The organism is Bradyrhizobium sp. WCU1 (assembly GCF_053474805.1).
Window position 1 is genome coordinate 5,140,033 of sequence record NZ_CM130280.1, and the last position, 21,102, is coordinate 5,161,134.

Below are 21,102 nucleotides of genomic sequence, written 5' to 3' on the forward strand. Positions count from 1 at the left end.
AAGGCAACGCGGGCGACGGCACGGGATTGGCGGTTTCGTTTCCAGACGGCACGGCCTGGGCGGGATTGGCACAAAGTGCACATCAGGCCCGCCGCCTGGGCGGCAATCGTTTGATCTCAAAGCGAAATGCGCAGCCGTCAGCTGCGCGTTGGCGATGGCTAGGCCGCCATCAGTTGCTCAAGCGCAACAGCCTGCTCGCGGGTCTGGAATGCGATGGCGGTGTGGGTAAAGCCCGACGAGGCCTGGGTCTGTGCGATGTGATTGAGGACTTCGTTGCCCTTGACCACGTGAAGGTCCATGCCGGGGCCTGCCGGGAAAATGCCGAGCACGACGTCGTAGGCGTCGACGATGGCCTTCAAGGCACCACCCTTGTCTTCCGATGCGTCGATGAAGATACGAACGTCCGCGGCGATACTACGAAGTTCGTCAAAGTCGATCACTGGAAGTCTCCCATACGCAAACGCAACGCACTGCTTGATCCTAGCTACAACTTGCTTACTGAAACATAAATCACGCCGGGTTCCGTAGCAGGCCGTTGCGGTGGCAAGAGCTGCTCAGGTCTTGCGCGCCGGCGCCGTCAGGATGATTCCTGCATCGATCAGGCCGCTGCAGATCGTCTTCAGCGCGGCGATTGCTTCACGCGTGGCGCGGCTGACCGGCCGGCCGCGCGGCAGCGCCAGCACGCGTTCGGCGCGCATCCACGGCAACAGCGCCGCCGACAGCGCGCCGGCCGCCACTTCCTGGTGAATTCCCGAGAACGGCAGCAAGGCATAGCCGAGGCCCAACGCCACCATGCGCTTCATCGGCGTGCTGTTGTCGACCCGTACCGCGGAGTGCGTCGTCGACGGGAACGGGTTGCGGCTCAGCGGAGCCACGGCGGACGGCAGGGCGTCGAACTCCTTGCGGCTCAGCCTGCCGCGCTTGAACAGCGGATCGCGCGGCGGTCCGATCAGGAACACCTGCTCGAACATCAACACCTCATAGTCGAGATGATCATTGGGAGGCGGCGTCGTCACGATCGCCAGGTCGAGCTCACCGCGCAGCAGGCGTTCGGACAGATTCTCGGTCAGCCCCTCGTTCAACTCGAGCCGCACACGCGGAAACTGCTTCACGAATGTCTGGGCCAGCGGCGCGTAGAGGACATCGCCGAGGCTCGGTGGCGCGCCGATCCGCACCGTGCCGCTCGGCTCGCGGTTCTCCGTGCGCACCTCGGCCTTGATGTCGTCGATTGTCCCAAGCAGCCAGCGCCCGCGCGCGAGCAGCACCTTGCCGGACTCCGTGACGGAGACGCCGCGCGCGCCGCGTTCGAGCAGGGCGCCGCCCAGTTCGTCTTCGAGTTCCTTGACGTGGCGGCTGAGCGCCGACTGGGCGATGTTGAGCGTGCTGGCTGCGGCGGCAAAGCCGCCACGCTCGGCGACGGAGACGAAATAGCGGATCTGCCGCAGGTCCATGACAGGCACTCCATCTCATATCGAGATGGATACCATATCAAACATATTCTTGTGAGATACCAAAAAGAGCGCAGTCTCTCCGCAACGATCAAACGGAGGAGAGACGAGGATGGGCATCGCGACCGATGAGGCACGCCGGACATCCGTATTCATCGCCGGCGGCGGGCCGGTGGGCCTGGCGATGTCGCTGCTGCTCGACCGCTTCGGCATCGACTGCGTGGTGGTCGAAAAGAGCACGACGACGACGGATCATCCGAAGTCGCGCGGCTGCTGGGTCCGCACCATGGAGATCTTCCGGCAGTGGGGCATCGAGCAGGCGATCCGCGAGCGCGGATTGCAAGACAACTCCGACATGTTCGTGTTCCTCGACAGCATCGCGGGTCACGAGTTCGGCCGCACCCGTCCCGAACCGAATGTCGGTCATACGCCTGCCTGGAAAAGCCTGGTCGCCCAGGATGCCGTTGAGGAAGAGATCCTGCGCGTGGTCGAGAAGTCAAAGCACGCGACGGTGCTGTTCAGCACGGAATGTGAATCGTTCGAGGAGACCAACAGCGGCGTCAACGTCACGACGCGCTGCCAGAAGACCGGCGAGGTCACACGTTGGACGGCGACCTATCTGATCGCCGCCGATGGCGCGGGCAGCCAGACGCGGCGCAGCGCCGGGATCGACATGGTCGGACCATCCACGCTGGCCGTGATGTCCAACGAATACTGGCGCGCCGACCTGTCGCGGCTGCCGATCGCGCGCGAGGCCGCCGGCTTCATCATCGTCCCGGACACGCCCGATCTGCCGCGCGCCGCCATCCTGAACACCAATGGCCGGGATCGCTGGCTGACCGTGACGCAGATCGGCCTGACCAAGGACGATCGTGAGAGGCCGTGGACCGACCAGGAGTTCATCGAGATCGCGCGCGGCCATGTCGGCATTCCCGATCTCGACGTCACGCTTCTGAATCGTTCGATCTGGCGCGTCAGCATGCAGGTCGCCGAGACCTTCCGAAAGGGCCGGGTGCTTCTCGTCGGCGACTGCGCCCACCGCTTTCCGCCGACCGGCGGGTTCGGCCTGAACTCTGGCGTTCAGGACGCGCATAATCTCGCCTGGAAGCTCGCATTCGTGCTGAAGGGCCTCGCGGACGAAAAGCTGCTCGACAGCTATTCCAGCGAGCGCCGTCCGATCGCGCAGTCCAACGCCAATTTCAGCTACGGCAATCGGCTGCGCTTTGGGCTGACTGATGACGCCGTTCGCTCGCGCAATCCGGACCGGATCAAATTCTGGATCAACGACATGGACAATCACCTGCACAGCATCGGGCAGAACCTCGGACACAATTACGAGGAGGGGGCGGTGATCCCCGATGGCACCGTCGCGAAGGCGATGAACTCCCGCTACTACACGCCGACCGACCGTCCCGGTGCGCGCTTTCCGCATATGTGGCTCGAGCCGTCGCGCAAGAAGTCGACACTCGACTGGTTCGACAAGGAATTCACCGTCGTCACCGGTCCGCTCGGCAGCGAGTGGCTGGAGGCGGGCAAGCAGGTATCGGAGAAGACCGGCATGCCGCTGTCGCTGAAGCAGTTGCCGTCGGCCGACCCGGCGGACGGCTTCCAGCTCGGCATGCGCGGCGCGGTGCTGGTGCGCCCGGATGGGCACGTGGCGTGGCGGATGCCGTGGCTGCCGTCGGATCCGGCGAAAGAGCTCGCCGGCGCGCTCTCGACCTTGCTGCATTAGGGAGGTCTCCGATGCAGTCGCTCGAAGCCAACGGCATCGTTACGGCATATGAGAAGACGGGACGCGGCGAACCGATCGTGTTGCTGCATGGCGGCGAGGCCGATCACTCGATGTTCGACGGCCTTGCGCCGGTGTTGGCGACGCGGTTCACCGTGATCGCCTACGACCAGCGCGATTCCGGCGCCACCAGGAATCCCCCGTCGTCCTATTCATTGGCCGATCTGGCCGACGATGCCGCGGCCTTGATCCGAGGGCTCGGCTACGATCGTGCCCATGTTTTCGGAACCTCGCTGGGTGGGCAGATCGCGCAAGTGCTGGCGGCGCGCCATCCCGGCAGCATCGACCGCCTGGTCCTGAGCAGCACCTGGAAGGTCAACAAAAGCCCGCTGGACGTCAACGCGGATGCCTTCCGTGCGCTCGCGTCGTACCGCAGTGACACCGCAGGCAACGCACCAAAAATCGCGGAATTCTTCTTCCCGCCGGACTACCTGCGCACGCGGCCCGAGCTGATTGAGATCTTCCGCGGCTCCAGCCGCGACGACGGCCAGAAAGCGCGACGCGGCGCCTTGCTCGCGCAGCCCGTCGCCGCCGATCTCGCCGGCTTCGATCGCCCGACGCTGCTGCTGGTCGGTGGCGACGACCGGCTGATCCCGAATGCGGAGACATTCGCGCTCGCCCGCGATCTTGCCCAGGTCGAAACCAGCACGATCGCAAACGCGGGCCACGTTGCCTCGATCCAGGTGCCCGAACGCGTGGCGGAAGCGGTGACGGCATTTCTGAGTTCAAAGAAGAAGGCGGCTTGACAACAACGACAGGGGGAGACCATGGAGCAGGCGAACGCAGTGCCGTTCGACGAAGCGCCGGTGACGACGCGCTATTGGCTATCGATCATCCTTTTCGCTATTTCCGGCGTGGTCGATTTCTTTGATTTCTTCGTGGTCGGGTTTCTGGTCTCGGTGCTGGCGCCGACATGGCACCTGACGTTCGGGCAGACCTCGATCATGCTGATGAGCGCCGGGATCGGGGCGATGCTCGGGGCGTTCGCCGCCGGGATCCTTGCCGATCGTTTCGGGCGCAAGCCGCTGGCGGTGGCGGGCGTCATGCTGTGCGGCCTGACCTCGGGCGCAATCGCGTTCATTCCGGAAGACGGCTGGATTGCGTTCGCGGTCCTGCGCTTCTTCGTGGGCTTCGGCCTCGCCGCGGGCGCGGCCGCGGCGGTTCCGGCCATCGTCGAATTCGCCCCGACCCGTCATCGCACGCTGGTCACGAGCCTCGTGGTCGTGCCGGTCGCCTTCGGCGTGCTGTCGGCGTCGGTGACGGCGAGCTTCCTGCTGCCGCTGGTCGGCTGGCGCGGATTGGCGGCGGTCGGCTTCCTGCCGATCATCCTCGGAATTCTCACCATGATCATCATGCCGGAATCGCCGCGCTGGCTGATCAGCAAGGGCCGCGTGCGCGAGGCGCAGGCGAGTATCCGGAAACTCTACCGGGTCGGTGGCGACACGTTCGCGTTGCCCACGCTGCAACAGGCGAGCTCCGCAACATTTGCCGATCTCTTCGCCGAGCAGCGGCGGTTCTGGCTGACCGTTCTGGTCTGGTTCGGCGCCAGCACGGCGAACTACGGCGTCTTCCTGTGGGGACCGACCATCGTGGCGCTGCTGCTCGGCGTTGCGCCGCAGGAGGCGGCCAAGATGTTCATCTATGTCAGCCTCGCCGGCGTCCTCGGTCGGACCGGCTTTGCCTTCCTGGCGCATCGGATCGGCCGCAAACCGTGCGGTCAGTTGATGGGCTACGGCACTGCGGTCACGCTGGCGCTCGCCGCCTATTTCCACAATGACTTTGCCGGTTCGGTGCCGCTGTTTCTGGTGTTCCTGATCATCGGCGCCGTGTTCTTCGACGGCGGGTTCTCGAACATCGGGCCCTATCCCGCGGAAATCTTCCCGGTCCAGCTTTCGGGGCGCGCGGTCGGCCTCGCCCAGCTCTCGAACGGGGTCGGCAAGATCGTCGGGCCGCTGTGTCTTGCGTTGATCGCGGGGGCCGACAATCTCGTGCATCCGAGCGCAACCGCCGCGGCGGTGATGCCGGCGTTCTGCTTTCTCGCCGGCGCAGGCCTTCTGATTGGGCTCGCCTTCACGTTCCTCGGCGTCGAGCCGCACGGTCGCCCGGTGGCTCTGTTCGGTGAGAATGCGGGCGCCGCACCGAAATCGCTGGCCGCGAAAACGGCAAGTTGAGAAGACGAAGGGTCATATCATGGACAATGCGCACGACACGATCGCAACCGCGGCGCCGTTCGACACCGCGAAGCTCGACCGGCTGATGGACGAGGCGGGGCTCGACATCCTGATCGCAACCTCGCGTCACAATGTGCAGTACCTGCTCGGCGGCTATCGCTTCTTCTTCTTCGAAGTCATGGAGGCGATCGGCACCAGCCGCTATCTGCCGGTGTTCGTCTATCAGAAGCGGCATCCGGAAAATGCGATCTACATCGGCAACCGCATGGAAAAGTTCGAGCACGATCTCGGACGGATATGGACACCGCTGGTCAAGACAGGCAGCTGGGGAACGATCGATGCGATGGGCCTCGCGATCGATCATGTGCGCAAGCTTGGGGCTCCGGCAAAGCGCGTCGGCATCGAGGCGAGCTTCCTGCCGGCCGATGCCAGGGATCATCTGCGGGCCGGGCTCGACGATGTCGAACTGCGCGAAGCTCATTTCACCCTCGAACGGCTTCGCGCCGTGAAATCTCCCGCCGAACTCGATCTCATCAGGGAAGCCTCTGAACGCGTCGTCGATGCGATGCTGGCGACGTTCAGGAACTGTGTGCCAGGCATGACCAAGAACGAGGTCGTCGCCCGCTTGCGGCATGAGGAACAGGCGCGCGATCTGGTGTTCGAATATTGCCTGATTGCCGCAGGCAACAGCCATAACCGCGCGCCCTCGAACCAGCGCCTCGCGGAAGGCGACGTGATCTCGATCGATTCCGGCGGAAACTACCGGGGCTATATCGGCGACCTCAGCCGCATGGGCATCCTGGGAGAGCCCGACAGCGAGCTTCGCGAATTGCTGCACGAAGTCGAGGACATTCAGCAGGCCGCCCGGCGCGTGATCCGGCCGGGCGCGATGGGCGGCGACATCATCGCGGCAGGTGAGGCTATGGTCAAATCGTCGCCGAACCGCGCCGTGCTCGACTTCACCGCCCACGGCATCGGGCTGGTCAGCCACGAGGCGCCGCGGCTGACCGCGACCGGTCCGGTCCCTTACACGCCATATGACGCCGACCGGCCGCTTGAGCCGGGAATGGTGATCTCGATCGAAACCGCGCTGCTGCATCCTGCGCGCGGTTACATCAAGCTCGAGGACACGCTGATCGTCACCGAAACGGGCTGGGAAGCCCCCGGTGACCATGGCCGGGAATGGAATTCGTCGCGTCTCATGGCGTGAGCCGATCAACGCCGGGGCGGCATGTTTGGATGGGGCACCGATTGAGCTGCGGTGCCGGAGGCGTTCGCCCGCATATTTCGGAATATTAGAAATATATCCCTGAGTTGCCCGACGTGTCAAGTTGCTGGCCGCCGCCGGCTCCTTTGCATGGGGTTGTTTTCGATATTTTGGCAGCGTCCGCCCGCCGGCGGTCTTTGCTTCACTCGCGCCTCCGGTCATGCGATGCTTCGGGCGGGATGCAGCGGCGGTCCCGTGCCGTCTGCTCGCCAGGTCGGCGCCGACGATGGGCAGGTGCAACCGATAAGGATTGCCTCCCATCGACAGAAGCGACCCGATGACCGCCAACGCACTCCGCGACTACGCCCAAAGCATCCTGACCGCACGGGTCTATGACGTGGCGGTCGAGACGCCGCTCGATCCGATGCCGCGGCTGTCAGAGCGCTTGTCGCGATCCGTGTTGCTGAAGCGGGAGGATTTTCAGCCGATCTTCTCGTTCAAGATCCGCGGCGCCTACAACAAGATCGTCAGGCTGCCGGACGCGCAGCGACGGATGGGCGTGATCTGCGCATCGGCGGGCAATCACGCCCAGGGCGTCGCGCTGTCGGCGCGCAAGCTCGGTATTCCCGCAACCATCGTGATGCCGCGGACGACGCCGGCCATCAAGGTCGAAGCCGTGCGGCGTCTGGGCGGCGATGTCGTCCTGCATGGCGACGCGTTCGACGACGCGCAAGCCAAGGCCAGGGAGATCGAGGTCGCGCGCGGCCTGACCTTCGTGCATCCGTTCGACGACCCCGATGTGATCGCCGGCCAGGGCACCGTCGGGATGGAGATCCTGCGCCAGCATCCCGATCCGATCGAGGCGATCTTCGTGCCGATCGGCGGGGGTGGGCTGGCGGCCGGCGTCGCCGCCTTCGTCAAGTTCCTCAACCCTTCGATCAAGGTCGTCGGCGTCGAGCCGGCGGATGCCGCGTCGATGGCGGCCGCGCTCGCCAAGGGCAACGTCGTCGCGCTTGATCAGGTCGGACTGTTCGCCGACGGTGTCGCGGTCCGCAAGGTCGGCACCGAGACGTTCCGGCTCTGCCGCGACCTGCTCGACGAGGTCGTCACCGTGGATACCGACGCGATGTGCGCGGCGATCAAGGACATCTTCGACGACGTGCGATCGGTTGCCGAGCCCTCCGGAGCATTGGCGCTCGCCGGGCTGAAAGCCTATGCCGAGCGCGGTGCGCTGAGCGACGGCAGCCTGATCGCCGTCAACAGCGGGGCCAATCTGAATTTCGACCGGCTCCGCACCATCGCCGATCGCGCCGAGGTCGGCGAGCATCGCGAGGCATTGCTTGCGGTCACCGTGCCGGAGAAGCCGGGCAGCTACCGGCACTTCATCCGCATTCTCGGCTCCCGCGCCATCACCGAGTTCAACTACCGCTTTGCCGAGACCACCGCGCCGGCGCAGCTTTTCGTCGGCATCGCGCTGAGCCGCGGTGAGGCCGAGAAGCGGGAGGTGATGGAGCTGCTTCGCCGCGAGGGCTATCCGATCCTGGACCTGAGCGAGAACGAAATGGCCAAGGACCATGTGCGCTACATGGTCGGCGGCCGCGCGCCGCTGCTCAGGGACGAGGTGATCTACCGCTTCGAGTTTCCCGAGCGTCCTGGTGCGCTACTGAAATTCCTCGAGAGCCTGGCGCCGGACTGGAACATCTCGCTGTTCCACTACCGCAATCACGGCGCCGACTATGGACGCATCCTGGCGGGGATCGAAGTCAAGCCGCAGGAGCGCGCCCGGTTCGTCCAAGCGCTGGATGCGCTCGGCTATCCCTACTGGAACGAGAGCGAGAATCCGGCCTATCGCCTGTTTCTCTCCGCCGAGCAGGGATGACGCGGCGGGGCGCCACCGAGATCGCGATCTGGCGGATCAGCGATCGGCGGTCAGTTGCCGGCGATATCGCTCGGCGTCCCAGTTGAGCAGCGCATGCTCATTCTCTGCCGTCAGATAGTTGACCCGTGCAGTCAGGGGCAGCCGGCTGGTAACCAGCGCGAGACAGCTCAACATGGCTTCGGCGCCGTCGCTGGCATCCTCGCGGATGAGGCTGCCGACATCGGGGACGAGAAGCGCAACCGGCGGCGGCAGGCCGATCGCGATGGTCTCTGCGGTCCTGACGTTCAGGCTCTCGTGAGGCTCCAGGACCGGCAGGCCCGGGCCAAGGAAGACGACGTGATCGGGATAGAGCGAGCCGGCGGTCGCGATCGCGCGGCTGTAGCGGTCGGTGGCAATGTCGTGGCCGCGCGGATCGCGCGGCAGGCGATAGATCGTGCCGGCGCAGATCCTCCGGAGCGCGTCATGATCCGCGGCCGGCGCGCGACGCTGCTCCAGCGCCAGGCGCTTTTCGACCTCGGCCACCAAGGCTTCCGCCGCGTCGCAGGTCGTGGCGCCAACCACCAGGCCGTGATTGCCGAGGATCAGCACGTCGATCGCATCCCGTGCGATCACCTCACCGACCGCGCGGGCCAGCGGCAGTCCCGGGTGGTGATAGTCGAGGTACCGCCAGGCCAGTCCGTCCAGACGCCGGGCAAACTCGTCACGGGCATCGCTGCGCACCGCCCACGCGATGGTGTTGACGGAATGAACATGCAGCACGATCCTGTGCGGCATCAGCGCATGCAGCGAGGTCTCGATCGAGGCGCGCAGCGTCGTTCCGGCGTCCGGCGCGAGCGGCACGCGTTCGTCGCCTTGCGCCAGGGCCGCGCGCGCGGCCGACAGGGCGACCGGCACGAAGATGTCCTTGTCCTCGGCGTCGGCGAGCCAGGTGCCTGACGCCTTGACCCACAGCACGTCGTCCTCCTTGACTGATGAATTGCCGCCGGCGCCTTGCACCAGCAGGATATTCCGGCCGACGCGTGCCGACATGCGGCACAGTTCGTTCAGCATTTGAGGCGGTCGCATCTCGGCTCTCACCAGGTCAGATGGTCCATGGTCCAGTGCGGCATCCGCGCCGCTGCGCCGGCCGCGGCCTTGATCGCCTGCGGCAGGTCGTGCGCCTGCGCAAGCGTCGCGCGATGGGCGCCGGAGCCGATCAGCAGGGTCAGCATGCCGGCCGTGCGGCCTCCGGCGATATCGTGATCGAGGGAGTCGCCGATGACGAGGATTCGCTCCGGCGCGGGACGTCCCAATTGATCGCGCGCGGCGGTAAACATCGGTGGATGCGGCTTGCCGACGAACAGCACGGTGCCGCCGAGCGATTGATAGAAGGCGGCGAGTGCGCCCGGTGCAGGGATCAGTCCCGCGACGCCGAACATCACGAGGTCGGGGTTGGCGCACAGCATCGTCAATTGCCGGGCAGCGGCCGCCGTCAGCAGCGAGCGCCAGCGTTCCGGCTCGGCCATATCATCGTCAAGGCCGCCGAGCAGGATGAAATCAGCCTCGTGTACGGTCGAAGCGACCGTGAGGCCGGTGTCGTCGACGATCGAGCGATCGCCGTCGCGCGAGATCAGAAAGCAGCTACGTCCGATTTCGGCAAAGGGCGCCTGGTCGCACGTGTGCAGGCCGCGCCAGGTGACCTCGCCCGACGACAGCACGCCGTCATAGGCCTCCGGCGGCAGGCCGAGTGCGGCAAGGCGCCGCTGGTTGCCGACGGCGCGCTTGCCGGAATTGGAGAGGATCAGGATGTGCTTGCCGGCCGTGCGCAGCCGCGCCACGCAATCCAGCGCTGCGGGGAACACCGCCAACCCCTCGTGCAGCGTGCCCCACTGGTCGAGCAGCACGTGATCGAAGCGGTCGGCGATGACATGAAGGCCGGCGATCGCGGTCGCATCGGCCTTCATGGCGGACCTCCGTTCAGCGCGAGCAGCGCGGCGCCGTAGCTTGCTTCGGTCTGTTCGGCGAGCGAGACCGGGACGCCGAGCACGCGGTGCCGGATCCTGGTCCATGCATCGTTCTTCGCGCCGCCGCCGATTCCGATGACGCGGCGCAGATGCGGTGCGCCGAGTCGCGCCAGCTGCCGGTAGGCGAGGGCTTCCACCGAGGCGATGCCCTCGAGCAGGCCCTGGAAAAAACGACAATCTTCGGCCGGTCGCGGCGTGATCCGCGCGGCCAGCGCCGGATCGGCGATCGGGAAGCGTTCGCCGGGTTTTGGCAGCGGGTAGTAGTCGAGCCCGGTCGGCTGGTCCGGCATCACCTGCGGCGTCAGCCGATCCATCTCGTCGGCGCTGAAATGCAGCAGCAGCGCGGCGCCGCCGGAGTTCGATGCGCCGCCGGCGAGCCAGCGCTCGCCGAGCCGGTGCGAATAGACACCCTGGTCGGCCGCGAAGATCGGCTGGGTCGTAAGCTGTTTCACCACCAGCGTGGTGCCGAGCGAGGTGACGGCATCGCCCGGCTGATCGGCACCGGTCGCGATGAAGGCCGCGACGCCGTCGGTGGTGCCGGCCGCGACGTGAGCTGTGGCGGGCAGCCCGAGTGAGCGCGCGACCTGCGGATCCATCTCGGAAAATGCCGTTCCCGGCACCAGCACCTCGGGAAGCAGATCGTCGCGCACGCCGAGCTGGTCGAGCCAGGACGGCCAGGCGCGCGCGACCGGGTCGTAGCCGAGTTTCAACGCGTTGTTCTCGTCGCTGATGGCATGGTGGTTTGCAAGCCGGCCAGCGATCCAGTCCGCTTGATGCACCGCGTGGCGCGCATCGCCGATGTAGCCGTCGTTCTGGAGATAAAGCAGCTTGGCGAGCGCGCTGCTCGCACCATGCGCGCCGCTCTCGCGCGGTGCGACTGCCGCCACGCGTGCGGCCTCGTGCGTGGCGCGCGCATCATTGTACATCAGCCCCGGCGAGCAGGGGCGGCCGGCCGCATCGACCAGCAGCAGCGTGCCCGATGTGCCGTCGACGACGATACGCGTGACGTCGCCAAGACCGACGGTCTCGCCGAGCTTGCGGATGGCTGCGGCCGCAGCCTGCCACCACAGCTCCGGGTTCTGGTCGATGGCGTTGCCGTCGACGCGCGGCGCAGGCAGCGCGATCGAAGCGAAGCCGCGGATGCCGCCCTGCGGATCGATCGCACAGGCGCGGACGCCGCCGGTTCCGACATCGATGCCGAGATACAAGCCTCCCATCCGACCTCACCGCTCTCTCGTGCCCGCGCTTCGACGTTGGTTGCGCTGCAGCACGTTTGGGGGATTGACGCCCCGTTCGGCCTCTGCAATTTTTTGCAGGACGTGAAGAAATTTGCAAGCGGACTTTTCCGGACATGGCCACACCGCCCGACAGGCTGCCGACGATCGACGGCGAGGCGTCGCTTGCGACGCGCGCGGCGTGGTTGTATTTCGCGGCCGGGCTGACCCAGTCGGAGGTCGCCGACCGCCTCAACATCCAGAGCACCAAGGCGCACCGCCTGATCGCGCGCGCCAGCCGCGAGGGCATGATCCGGGTCTTCGTCGAGGGGCCGGTCGCCGAATGCGTGGCGTTGGAGAACGATCTGACGCAGCGCTTCGGCCTATCGTTCTGCCGCGTCGCGCCCGATCTCGGCGAGAGCGATCTGCCGCTCAAGGCGCTGGCGCTGGAAGGCGCGAGCTTCCTGCGCCAGATCCTGGAGCGAGGCGACGACAAGGTGATCGGCGTCGGCCATGGCCGCACGCTCGCCGCCGTGGTCGAGCAGATGCCGCAGACCCCGGCGCGCGACGCGCAATTCGTGTCGTTGCTCGGCGGACTGACGCGGAAATTTGCCGCCAATCCGTTCGACGTGATTCATCGCCTCGCCGAACGTACCGGCGCGGAAGCATATCTGCTGCCGGTGCCGGTGTTCGCCAATTCGGTCGCCGATCGCGCCGTGCTGATGCAGCAATTCGGCATCGCCGACGTGTTCGCGCTGGCCCGCAAGGCCTCGCTGCTGTTCGTCGGCATCGGCCAGGTCAGCCATGACGGCTTTCTGGTGGCGAGCGGAATGATCAAGCCCGACGAGGTCGCCGAGCTGAAGCGCGTCGGCGCCTGCGCGGATCTGCTCGGCCATTTCTTCAGCGCCGACGGAGCGGTGCTGGACACCGATCTCTCGGCCCGCGCCACCTCCATGAGCATGGCCGATCTCAGAAAGCACCGCATCGTCGCCATCGCCGGCGGGCCGGCCAAGGTGACCGCGCTGCGCGGGGTGCTGCGCAGCGGCGTGCTGCACGGCCTCATCATCGACGAGGTGACTGCAAAGGCGCTCACAACAGACAAGCCGGAGACCACATCCGGCAAGACAAGAAGCAAGACCCGGAAGGACAAATAAAACAAGCGTCAACAAGGAGAGGAAATACATGTTCGATCGCGAGAAGAATCTGTTCGACTCCTACGCTGCCAAACGCATCAGCCGCCGCGATCTCCTCGACGGCGCCGCCAAGCTCGGCATCACCGGCCTTGCCGCCAACGCCGCCTTCGCCTCCTCGATGTCGAAGGCGATGGCCGCGGACTTCAACTGGAAGGCCCAAAGCGGCAAGAGCGTCAAGCTGTTGCTCAACAAGCACCCCTATGTCGATGCGATGATCGGCGACATCGAGGCGTTCAAGACGCTGACCGGCATGAACGTCACCTACGACATCTTTCCGGAGGACGTCTATTTCGACAAGGTGACGGCGGCGCTGTCGTCGAAATCCGACCAGTACGACGCCTTCATGACCGGCGCCTACATGACCTGGACCTACGGTCCGGCGGGCTGGATCGAGGACCTCAACACCTACATCAAGGATCCTACCAAGACCAACCCGGCCTTCGCCTGGGACGACGTGCTGCCGGGCCTGCGTGCTTCCACCGCATGGGACGGCGTCGCCGGCTCCGAGCTCGGCTCGGGCAAGGCCAAGCAATGGTGCATCCCGTGGGGCTATGAGCTCAACAACATCACCTACAACCGCAACGTCTTCGACAAGGTCGGCGTCAAGCCGCCGAAGAACCTCGACGAGATGCTGGAGGTCGCCGCCAAGATCACAAAGGACGCCGGCGGGCCCTACGGTGTCGGCGTGCGCGGCTCGCGCTCCTGGGCGACCATCCATCCGGGTTTCCTGTCGGCCTATTCGAATTTCGGCCAGAAGGACTTCGTGATGGAGGGCGGCAAGCTGAAGGCCGCGATGAACACCAAGGCCTCCAAGGAATTCCACGACAAATGGGTCAAGATGATCCAGACCTCGGGCCCGAAGAACTGGTCGACCTACACATGGTACCAGGTCGGCACCGATCTCGGCGCCGGCGCCTCCGGTATGATCTTCGACGCCGACATCCTCGGCTACTTCATGAATGGTGGCGACAACAAGGAAAAGGGGCATCTCGGTTACGCGCCGTTTGCCGCCAATCCGGCCGCCAAGGCGCCGACCCCGAACGTCTGGATCTGGTCGCTCGCGATGTCGACCTTCTCCAAGCAGAAGGACGCCGCATGGCTGTTCATGCAGTGGGCGGCTTCCGTCGAGCACGACCTGTTCGGCGCACGCAAGATGGACTTCGTCAATCCGGTGCGCGCCTCGGTGTGGAAGGACAGCGAGTTCCGCGACCGTATCGCGAAGTCCTATCCCGGCTATCTCGACCAGCACGACATGTCGTCGCCCGGCGCCAAGATCTACTTCACGGCGCAGCCGCTGTTCTTCGATCTCACGACGGAATGGGCGGCCTCGCTGCAGAAGATGGTGGCGAAGGAGGTCAGTGTCGACGAGGGGCTCGACAAGCTCGCCGACAGCATCAACCGCCAGCTCAAGCAGGCCGGTCTCGGCTGACGGGCCAACTGTGCGGTGCTTGATCCCCCGCACCGCACCCATCCGCCGGCTCGGAGCCTTGTCCCATTCCGAGCCGGCGGCGTTTTGCCAGCCAAACGCGATCTCATATCATCATGAGCATGGTCCAACTCCTCCAGACGAACGCGCAGGCAGCGCCGGCCAAACCAAGGCCGCGCGTGCGCCTCTTGCCCTATCTGCTGAGCCTGCCGGCGCTGCTCGTCTGCGTGGCGATCCTGGTTCCGTTCGTGACCGCGGCGGTCTATTCGCTGCAGCGTTACCGGCTGAACCTGCCTTATCTGCGCGGCTTCATCGGTGCCGGCAACTACATCGACTTCCTGTCCGATCCGGCGTTCTGGAATACGTTCCGGATATCGATCACCTACACCGCTGTGACGGTCGTGCTCGAGCTTTTGCTCGGCCTCGGCATCGCGCTGCTGCTGCGCCGGCCGACCCGCTTCCACAATGCGGTGTCGATCATGCTGCTGCTGCCGCTGATGACGGCGCCGGCGATCGCCGCGCTGATGTGGAAGCTGATGACCAATCCGAGCTTCGGCATCCTGTCCTACCTGGTCGGCCTGTTCGGCGTCACCGACTTCAAATGGGCCTCCGATCCGTCGAGCGCGCTGTTCACGGTCGTGCTGGTCGATGTCTGGGTCTACACGCCCTTCATCATGATCCTGCTGCTTGCGGGCCTGCGCTCGCTGCCGCGGCAGCCGTTCGAGGCCGCGGCGCTCGACGGTGTGCCGGCGAGCTTCGTCTTCTTCCGGATCACGCTGCCGATGCTCGCGCCTTACATCATCACGGCATCGCTGTTCCGCCTGCTCGATTCGATCCAGCAGTTCGACATCATCTATGCGATGACGCAGGGCGGACCGGGTGACCGGCTGATGGTGTTCCAGGTGCAGGCCTATCTGGAATTCTTCCAGTACACCAATGTCGGCAGGTCGGCGGCGCTGTTGATGATCCTCTGGCTCATCACCAACATCCTGTCCAACATCTTCATCAAGAACTGGCTGCGGTTGCGCGCGCGTGCGCACGGCCACGCGTGACGGGGAGAGGCGCGATGGAACATTCCAGCCTTGCCGGCCGCATCTTCCGCGGCGTGGCGCTCACGCTGATCCTGATCTTCTTCATGTTTCCGATCGTCTGGATCTTCCTGATGTCGTTCCAGAACAACGATCAGATCCTGAGAATTCCGCCTCGGATCCTGTTCGAGCCGACGCTTGCGAATTACGAGGCGCTGATCTCCGGCCAGCTGCGCACCGCGGCCGGCAATCTGCAGATCTCCTTCATGCGCAACCTGTTCAACAGCGTCGTGCTCTCGAGCGCGGCGGTGCTGCTGGCGCTGCTGCTCGGCGTGCCGGCGGCCTACGCCTTTGCGCGCTTCAAGTTCCGCCTCGGCGAGAGCATCGCCTTCACGCTGCTGTCGTTCCGCTTCGCGCCGCCGTTGCTCGTGCTGCTGCCGCTGTCGCTGTACTATCAGGAGCTCGGGCTCAACGACACTTACTTCGGCATCGTCTGGGTCTATCAGCTGATCGCGCTGCCGCTGATCCTGTGGATCGTGCGCGGCTATTTCGAGGATATCAGCCCCGATATCGAGCACGCCTACCGGCTCGCGGGGCATTCCTGGCGCGAGGCCTTCACCCGGATCGCGGTGCCGCTGGCAGGGCCGGGAATCGCCGCGGCGGGGCTGCTGTCGTTCATCTTCTGCTGGAACAATTTCGTGTTCGCCCTGATCCTGGCTTCCGCCGACAAGCAGCCGGTGACCGTCGGCGCGCTCGCCTTCGTCACCGCGTCCGGAATCCAGTACGGTCAGATCGCGGCGGCGATCGTGCTCTCGGTGACGCCGACCCTGTTGCTGGCGCTCTATGCGCAGCGCTATCTGGTCGAGGGGCTCTCGCTCGGCGCGGTGAAAGGCTGATCCGATGGCACGTCTCGAGATCAATGCGGTGAGCAAGGCGTTCGGTGTGGCGCGGCCCGCCGACGGATTGTCGCTCGCCGTCGAGCCTGGCGAAATCGTCGCGGTGTTCGGACCGTCCGGCAGCGGCAAGACCGTGCTGCTGCGGATGATCGCGGGCATGTTCGAGCCCGACGACGGTGACATCCTGATCGGCGGCCGCTCGGTGGTCGGCGCGCCGCCCGAGCGGCGTGGCATCGGCATGGCGTTCCAGAATTTTGCCCTGTTCCCGCACATGACCGCCCGCGACAATATCGCAAGCGGCTTGCGTGCCGGCGGCAACGAAGTTGCCGGTCGCGTTGCCGCGATCAGCAAGCTGCTCAAGATCGAGCACGTGCTGGGCCATACGCCGCGCGAATTGTCGAACGGACAGAAGCAGCGCACCGCGCTGGCGCGGGCGCTGATCGGCAATCCGGACGTGCTGCTGCTGGATGATCCCCTGCGCAACGTCGACGCCAAGCTGCGCTACGAGATGCGGCTCGAGCTGCCGAACCTGCTGCGGCGCGGGACCGCCGCCGTGCTCTATGTGACCCAGGACTATCGCGAGGCGATGGCGATCGCCGACCGCATCGCGGTCTTGATCGACGGCCGGCTCGCGCAGGTCGCGACACCGGCGGATATCTACGCCCAGCCCGGGTCGGTCGCGATCGCGCGGTTGTTCGGCGATCCGACCATCAACCTTGCCGAGGTTTCGCCGGTCGCCGAGCACGGCATGCTGTCGGCCGTGGTGGCCGGCGCCCGGATGCGGCTCGGCGCCGCCGATGGCGCAGCGCCTGCCGGTCCATGCTGGCTCGGCGTCCGACCGGAGGATATCGCGATCTCGTCGGCATCTGCGGACGACGCCATCCCGGCGCGCATTCTCGCGATCACCCCGATGCACGAGAGGGCGGTGTTGCTGCTCCGTCTTGCCGACGGAACGGAATGGCTGGCGGCGCTGCCGCCGGATGCGCCGCAAGGCGTGGCCGATGATAGCGTTTTCGTCCGCTTCGCGGCCGATGCAGCGATGCTGTTCGATCGCGCGACCGGGCTCCGGATCGCGCCATCGTGCCGGCTTAAGGCGGCATAGGAGCGGATGATCATGGACATGCTCGAACTTCGCGGCATCGACAAGCTCTATCGCAGCCGCGGCAAGGTGCCGGTGCACGCGGTGCGGGCGCTCGATATGGCGGTCGAGAAGGGCGAGATCGTCGCGCTGTTGGGATCGTCGGGCTGCGGCAAGACTTCGACCTTGCGCATGATCGCGGGTTTCGAGGACGTCTCGGCCGGATCGATCGCGCTGGGCGGGCGGCCGATCCACGTGCTGCCGCCGGCGCGCCGCAAGGTCGCGATGGCCTTCGAGGGCTACTCGCTCTATCCGCCGCTCACCGTCCGCGAAAACATCGCCTTCGCGCTGAAATCCGCCCAGCTGCCGCGCTCTGAGGTGACGCGTCGGGTCGACGAGATTGCCCGCCTGGTCGAGATCGAGGACATCCTCGACAAATATCCGCGTGCGATCTCCGGCGGGCAGCAGCAGCGCGTGTCGCTGGCGCGGGCGCTGGTGCGCGACGCCGATCTCTACCTGCTCGATGAGCCGATGGGCCAGCTCGAACCGCAGTTGCGCGCGGTGCTGCGTGGCCGGATCAAGAGCCTGCTCGCCGAGCGCGGCATGACCGCGATCTTCGTCACCCACGACCAGACCGAAGCCAGCGCGCTGGCCGATCGCATCGCGGTGATGGAAGGCGGCGTGCTGCAGCAATTCGCCAGCGAGAAGGAACTGAAGGGCCGGCCCGCCAATTTGTTCGTCGCGAGCTTCATCGGCGAGCCGCCGATGAACCTGTTCGATGCCGAGGTTGCGCGGTCGGACGGCGGCTTCCGCCTGTCGGCCGGAACCGACATGGCCTTCGATATCAATGGGCTTGACGGTGCGGCAGCTAAGGCGCTCGCCGGCACGCCGCAGGTGCGCATCGGCATTCGTCCGCAGAAGATCGCGGTCGGCGCCGGCGACATCAAGGTGAAGGTCGTCTCCAACCAATGGCTCGGCGATCAGTCGCATATCGCCGGTGATTGCGGCGGCCGCATGCTGATCGCGGTCACGCCGGGCCGCGTCGCGGCGCGGCCGGGCGAAATCGTTTCGTTCGCGCTGGAGCCGCGTCACCTGCACATCTTCGGCAGCGACGGAAGCTGCATCCGCCATGCGGAGGTGTCCCGACCATGACCGCGTCAGCACGCCGCGACGTCATCATCGGCATCGATGCCGGTACCTCGCTGATCAAGGCGGTGGCGTTCACGCTGGCCGGCGAGCAGCTTGCCGACGTCTCGCGGCCGAATGCGTACAGCAGCGCGCCCGGCGGCCACGTCGAGCAGGACATGGCGCGGACCTGGAGCGATACGATCGCAGTCATTCGCGCGCTCGCAACGTCAGTACCTGACTTGTCCGCACGCATTGCGGCGATCGCGGTGACCGGGCAGGGCGACGGCACCTGGCTGATCGACGATGATGGCCGGCCGGTTGCGCCGGCGCTGCTGTGGCTGGACTCGCGAGCCGGGCGGCTGGTCGAGGAGATCCGCTCAAGCGAGCGCAACGCACCGCTCTATCGCCGCACCGGCTCCGGGCTGAACGCCTGCCAGCAAGGACCACAGCTGGCGTGGCTGCAGGCGCACATGCCTGAGGCGATCGCCAGGGCGACGACGGCTTTTCATTGCAAGGACTGGCTCTATTTCCTGCTCACCGGCGAGCGCGCCACCGATCCGTCGGAAGCGACATTCTCCTGTGGCGATTTCCGCAAGCGCGGTTTCGACGCGGAGACCGCAGGGTTGATCGGGATCGCCGACCTGACGCGGCTGTTCCCGCCCGTCGTCGACGGTGCGGTCATGACGCATCCGCTCACCGCAGCGGCCGCGATCGAGATCGGCCTGCCGGCGGGCGTGCCGGTCTGCCTCGGCTATGTCGACGTGATCTGCAATGCGCTCGGCGCCGGCCTCTACGATCCGTCACCCGATGTCGGCTGCACCATCATCGGCTCGACCGGCATGCATATGCGGCTGGTGCCAAGTGCGGACGCGGTGACGCTGAACCGGGAGGCAACCGGCTACACCATGCCGTTTCCGGTGCCGGGGCACTATGCCCAGATGCAGTCCAACATGGCGGCGACATTGAACATCGACTGGATGCTCGATCTCGCCTGCGACTTGCTGGCGGCGGAGGGCGTGACGCGCACGCGCACCGAGCTGATCCTCCGGCTCGACGACCAGGTGCTGCGGGCCAGGCCCGGCGAGGTCCTTTTCCATCCGTTCATCTCCGATGCCGGCGAGCGCGGGCCGTTCGTCTCGCATGAGGCCAGCGCACAATTCTTCGGCCTGCGCTCGCGCCACCGCTATGGCGATCTGATGCGCGGCGTGATGGAGGGCCTCGCCTTCGCCGCGCGGGATTGCTACGCCGCGATAGGCGCGCTGCCCCGCGATGTCAGGATCACCGGTGGTGCCGCGAAGAGCCGCGCGCTCGGCGCCATTCTCGGGGCTGCACTGGATTGCGAGGTCCGGATCTGCAGCCGGGCCGAGGCCGGTGCGGCAGGCGCGGCGATGATCGCGGCGGTCGCGATCGATGCCCATCCCGACATGCGCGCCTGTGCGGAACAGTGGGTCACACCGCATCTGAGCGCGCCGCAATCGCCGGACGCCACGCTGGCAAAGCGCTACGCCAGCATCTTTCCAACCTATCTCGATGCAAGGCTGGCGTCGCGGCCGGTCTGGAAGCAACTCGCCGCGCTACGCGCCGGAGACGACCATGTCTAACTCCATCGCCATCGTCGGCGACCGTTTCATGCTGCCGTCGGTGTTTGCCGAGCATATCCGCATCGCTTGCGGCAACGGCGTCGATATCCGCACCCTGGAGCAGCCCTGGCCGGACGAGCCGATGGAGCATGGCTACGCCGGCTCGAAGCTCGACGGCCTGAAGGAATTCATGGGGCAGCCTGACGAGATCATCGACTTCATCGGCGATGCCGGGCTGCTGGTCACGCACCTCGCGCCGATCTCGCGGTCGATGCTGGCGCGGTTGCCGAAGCTCAAGTTCATCGCGGTGTCGCGGGGCGGCCCCGTCAACATCGACATGCAGGCGGCGCGCGACCACAACGTGCTGGTGGTGAATACGCCCGGCCGCAATGCGAGCGCGGTGGCGGAGTTCACCGTCGGCGCCATTCTCGCCGAGACCCGCCTGATCCGCAGCGGCCACGAGGCACTGCGCGGAGGCGAATGGCGCGGCGATCTCTATCGCGCCGACCGCACCGGGCGCGAGCTCGGCGAGATGACGGTCGGCATCGTCGGCTACGGCGCGATCGGCAGCCGCGTGGTCAAGCTGCTGAAGGCGTTCGGCTGCAGAATCCTGGTCGCCGATCCCTATGTCCAGCTCAGCGCCCAGGACCGCAATGACGGCGTCGAGCATGTCGCGCTGGGCGAGTTGCTCGGCCGCGCCGACATCGTCACGCTGCATGCGCGGGTCACGCCGGAGACCACCCGCTTCATCGGGCGCGACGCGCTGGCGCGAATCAAGCCGGGCGCATACCTGATCAACACCGCGCGCGGTCCGCTGGTCGACTACGACGCGCTGCATGATGCGCTGGCATCGGGGCATCTCGGCGGCGCCATGCTCGACACTTTCGCGGTCGAGCCCGTCCCGGCGGACTGGCCGCTGTTGCGGCTTCCCAACGTCACGCTGACGCCGCACATCGCCGGCGCCTCCGTGCGCACCGTCACCGTGGCCGCCGAGCAGGCGGCCGAAGAGGTTCGCCGTTTCCTGGCCGGCGAGCCGCCACGCAATCCATGCTGAAGAGAAAG

18 protein-coding genes are annotated in these 21,102 nt (G+C 66.1%); 13 read left to right on the forward strand and 5 right to left on the reverse strand.

The annotated features are described in order from the left end of the window. Positions 1-158: 158 nt before the first annotated feature. Both ACTUWL_RS23890 and ACTUWL_RS23895 read right to left on the reverse strand, forming a co-directional pair. A complete protein-coding gene (locus ACTUWL_RS23890; protein WP_021079000.1) occupies positions 159-440 on the reverse strand; it encodes a hypothetical protein in 282 nt (93 codons plus the stop codon). A gap of 114 nt (positions 441-554) precedes the next feature. Continuing rightward, positions 555-1,451, reverse strand: coding sequence for a LysR family transcriptional regulator (locus ACTUWL_RS23895; protein ID WP_021079001.1), 897 nt, complete (start codon positions 1,449-1,451; stop codon positions 555-557). A gap of 109 nt (positions 1,452-1,560) precedes the next feature. Between ACTUWL_RS23895 and ACTUWL_RS23900 the strand changes: the two genes are divergently transcribed. The 5 genes from ACTUWL_RS23900 (at position 1,561) to ilvA (ending at position 8,494) form a co-directional block, all read left to right on the forward strand. After that, entirely contained in the window at positions 1,561-3,180 is a 1,620-nt protein-coding gene (locus tag ACTUWL_RS23900) for an FAD-dependent monooxygenase (RefSeq protein WP_021079002.1), read from the forward strand. A gap of 11 nt (positions 3,181-3,191) precedes the next feature. Then, on the forward strand, positions 3,192-3,983 hold the full coding sequence (locus ACTUWL_RS23905; protein ID WP_021079003.1) for an alpha/beta fold hydrolase: 792 nt from the start codon (positions 3,192-3,194) through the stop codon (positions 3,981-3,983). Between the two features lie 21 nt (positions 3,984-4,004). Next, positions 4,005-5,408 (forward strand): MFS transporter, encoded by a 1,404-nt coding sequence (locus ACTUWL_RS23910; RefSeq protein ID WP_021079004.1) that lies wholly within the window; start codon positions 4,005-4,007, stop codon positions 5,406-5,408. 19 nt (positions 5,409-5,427) lie between these two features. After that, positions 5,428-6,618 carry a M24 family metallopeptidase gene (locus tag ACTUWL_RS23915; protein WP_021079005.1) on the forward strand — a complete coding sequence of 397 codons (1,191 nt, stop codon included), beginning with the start codon at positions 5,428-5,430 and terminating at the stop codon, positions 6,616-6,618. 334 nt (positions 6,619-6,952) lie between these two features. Continuing rightward, positions 6,953-8,494: a threonine ammonia-lyase, biosynthetic gene (gene ilvA / locus ACTUWL_RS23920; protein ID WP_021079006.1), complete on the forward strand. Its 1,542-nt coding sequence runs from the start codon at positions 6,953-6,955 to the stop codon at positions 8,492-8,494. 36 nt (positions 8,495-8,530) lie between these two features. Here the strand turns inward: ilvA and ACTUWL_RS23925 are convergent, their stop codons facing one another. The 3 genes from ACTUWL_RS23925 to ACTUWL_RS23935 are packed head-to-tail and all read right to left on the reverse strand — an operon-like array spanning position 8,531 to position 11,714. Continuing rightward, complete coding sequence (locus tag ACTUWL_RS23925; RefSeq protein WP_021079007.1) at positions 8,531-9,559, reverse strand: class II aldolase/adducin family protein; 1,029 nt, start codon at positions 9,557-9,559, stop codon at positions 8,531-8,533. 8 nt (positions 9,560-9,567) lie between these two features. Continuing rightward, the gene (locus ACTUWL_RS23930) at positions 9,568-10,437 is read right to left on the reverse strand and encodes a TIGR01459 family HAD-type hydrolase (RefSeq protein WP_021079008.1); all 870 of its coding nucleotides are present in this window, start codon (positions 10,435-10,437) and stop codon (positions 9,568-9,570) included. Further along, positions 10,434-11,714 (reverse strand): FGGY-family carbohydrate kinase, encoded by a 1,281-nt coding sequence (locus tag ACTUWL_RS23935; protein WP_021079009.1) that lies wholly within the window; start codon positions 11,712-11,714, stop codon positions 10,434-10,436. The genes ACTUWL_RS23930 and ACTUWL_RS23935 overlap by 4 nt, the downstream gene beginning before the upstream one ends. Before the next feature lie 134 nt (positions 11,715-11,848). On the opposite strand from ACTUWL_RS23935, the gene ACTUWL_RS23940 reads away from it, so the two are divergent. The 8 genes from ACTUWL_RS23940 (at position 11,849) to ACTUWL_RS23975 (ending at position 21,094) form a co-directional block, all read left to right on the forward strand. Then, positions 11,849-12,865 (forward strand): sugar-binding transcriptional regulator, encoded by a 1,017-nt coding sequence (locus ACTUWL_RS23940; protein ID WP_021079010.1) that lies wholly within the window; start codon positions 11,849-11,851, stop codon positions 12,863-12,865. A gap of 28 nt (positions 12,866-12,893) precedes the next feature. After that, complete coding sequence (locus ACTUWL_RS23945) at positions 12,894-14,333, forward strand: extracellular solute-binding protein (protein ID WP_021079011.1); 1,440 nt, start codon at positions 12,894-12,896, stop codon at positions 14,331-14,333. Positions 14,334-14,452: 119 nt separating this feature from the next. Next, on the forward strand, positions 14,453-15,382 hold the full coding sequence (locus ACTUWL_RS23950; protein WP_199196619.1) for a carbohydrate ABC transporter permease: 930 nt from the start codon (positions 14,453-14,455) through the stop codon (positions 15,380-15,382). 14 nt (positions 15,383-15,396) lie between these two features. Then, a complete protein-coding gene (locus tag ACTUWL_RS23955; protein ID WP_021079013.1) occupies positions 15,397-16,254 on the forward strand; it encodes a carbohydrate ABC transporter permease in 858 nt (285 codons plus the stop codon). 4 nt (positions 16,255-16,258) lie between these two features. Then, positions 16,259-17,356 carry an ABC transporter ATP-binding protein gene (locus ACTUWL_RS23960; protein WP_021079014.1) on the forward strand — a complete coding sequence of 366 codons (1,098 nt, stop codon included), beginning with the start codon at positions 16,259-16,261 and terminating at the stop codon, positions 17,354-17,356. Between the two features lie 12 nt (positions 17,357-17,368). Further along, entirely contained in the window at positions 17,369-18,484 is a 1,116-nt protein-coding gene (locus ACTUWL_RS23965; RefSeq protein ID WP_021079015.1) for an ABC transporter ATP-binding protein, read from the forward strand. Continuing rightward, positions 18,481-20,061 carry an FGGY-family carbohydrate kinase gene (locus tag ACTUWL_RS23970; RefSeq protein ID WP_021079016.1) on the forward strand — a complete coding sequence of 527 codons (1,581 nt, stop codon included), beginning with the start codon at positions 18,481-18,483 and terminating at the stop codon, positions 20,059-20,061. Before ACTUWL_RS23965 ends, ACTUWL_RS23970 begins: the two co-directional genes overlap by 4 nt. Further along, positions 20,054-21,094 carry a 2-hydroxyacid dehydrogenase gene (locus ACTUWL_RS23975; RefSeq protein ID WP_021079017.1) on the forward strand — a complete coding sequence of 347 codons (1,041 nt, stop codon included), beginning with the start codon at positions 20,054-20,056 and terminating at the stop codon, positions 21,092-21,094. Before ACTUWL_RS23970 ends, ACTUWL_RS23975 begins: the two co-directional genes overlap by 8 nt. Positions 21,095-21,102: the final 8 nt, after the last annotated feature.

Excerpts from the sequence above, each read along its gene's own strand:
- ACTUWL_RS23895 (WP_021079001.1), bottom strand. The coding sequence starts at position 1,451 with ATGGACCTGCGGCAGATCCGCTATTTCGTCTCCGTCGCCGAGCGTGGC.
- ACTUWL_RS23900 (WP_021079002.1), top strand. The coding sequence starts at position 1,561 with ATGGGCATCGCGACCGATGAGGCACGCCGGACATCCGTATTCATCGCC.
- ACTUWL_RS23905 (WP_021079003.1), top strand. The coding sequence starts at position 3,192 with ATGCAGTCGCTCGAAGCCAACGGCATCGTTACGGCATATGAGAAGACG.
- ACTUWL_RS23910 (WP_021079004.1), top strand. The coding sequence starts at position 4,005 with ATGGAGCAGGCGAACGCAGTGCCGTTCGACGAAGCGCCGGTGACGACG.
- ACTUWL_RS23915 (WP_021079005.1), top strand. The coding sequence starts at position 5,428 with ATGGACAATGCGCACGACACGATCGCAACCGCGGCGCCGTTCGACACC.
- ilvA (WP_021079006.1), top strand. The coding sequence starts at position 6,953 with ATGACCGCCAACGCACTCCGCGACTACGCCCAAAGCATCCTGACCGCA.
- ACTUWL_RS23925 (WP_021079007.1), bottom strand. The coding sequence starts at position 9,559 with ATGCGACCGCCTCAAATGCTGAACGAACTGTGCCGCATGTCGGCACGC.
- ACTUWL_RS23930 (WP_021079008.1), bottom strand. The coding sequence starts at position 10,437 with ATGAAGGCCGATGCGACCGCGATCGCCGGCCTTCATGTCATCGCCGAC.
- ACTUWL_RS23935 (WP_021079009.1), bottom strand. The coding sequence starts at position 11,714 with ATGGGAGGCTTGTATCTCGGCATCGATGTCGGAACCGGCGGCGTCCGC.
- ACTUWL_RS23940 (WP_021079010.1), top strand. The coding sequence starts at position 11,849 with ATGGCCACACCGCCCGACAGGCTGCCGACGATCGACGGCGAGGCGTCG.
- ACTUWL_RS23945 (WP_021079011.1), top strand. The coding sequence starts at position 12,894 with ATGTTCGATCGCGAGAAGAATCTGTTCGACTCCTACGCTGCCAAACGC.
- ACTUWL_RS23950 (WP_199196619.1), top strand. The coding sequence starts at position 14,453 with ATGGTCCAACTCCTCCAGACGAACGCGCAGGCAGCGCCGGCCAAACCA.
- ACTUWL_RS23955 (WP_021079013.1), top strand. The coding sequence starts at position 15,397 with ATGGAACATTCCAGCCTTGCCGGCCGCATCTTCCGCGGCGTGGCGCTC.
- ACTUWL_RS23960 (WP_021079014.1), top strand. The coding sequence starts at position 16,259 with ATGGCACGTCTCGAGATCAATGCGGTGAGCAAGGCGTTCGGTGTGGCG.
- ACTUWL_RS23965 (WP_021079015.1), top strand. The coding sequence starts at position 17,369 with ATGGACATGCTCGAACTTCGCGGCATCGACAAGCTCTATCGCAGCCGC.
- ACTUWL_RS23970 (WP_021079016.1), top strand. The coding sequence starts at position 18,481 with ATGACCGCGTCAGCACGCCGCGACGTCATCATCGGCATCGATGCCGGT.
- ACTUWL_RS23975 (WP_021079017.1), top strand. The coding sequence starts at position 20,054 with ATGTCTAACTCCATCGCCATCGTCGGCGACCGTTTCATGCTGCCGTCG.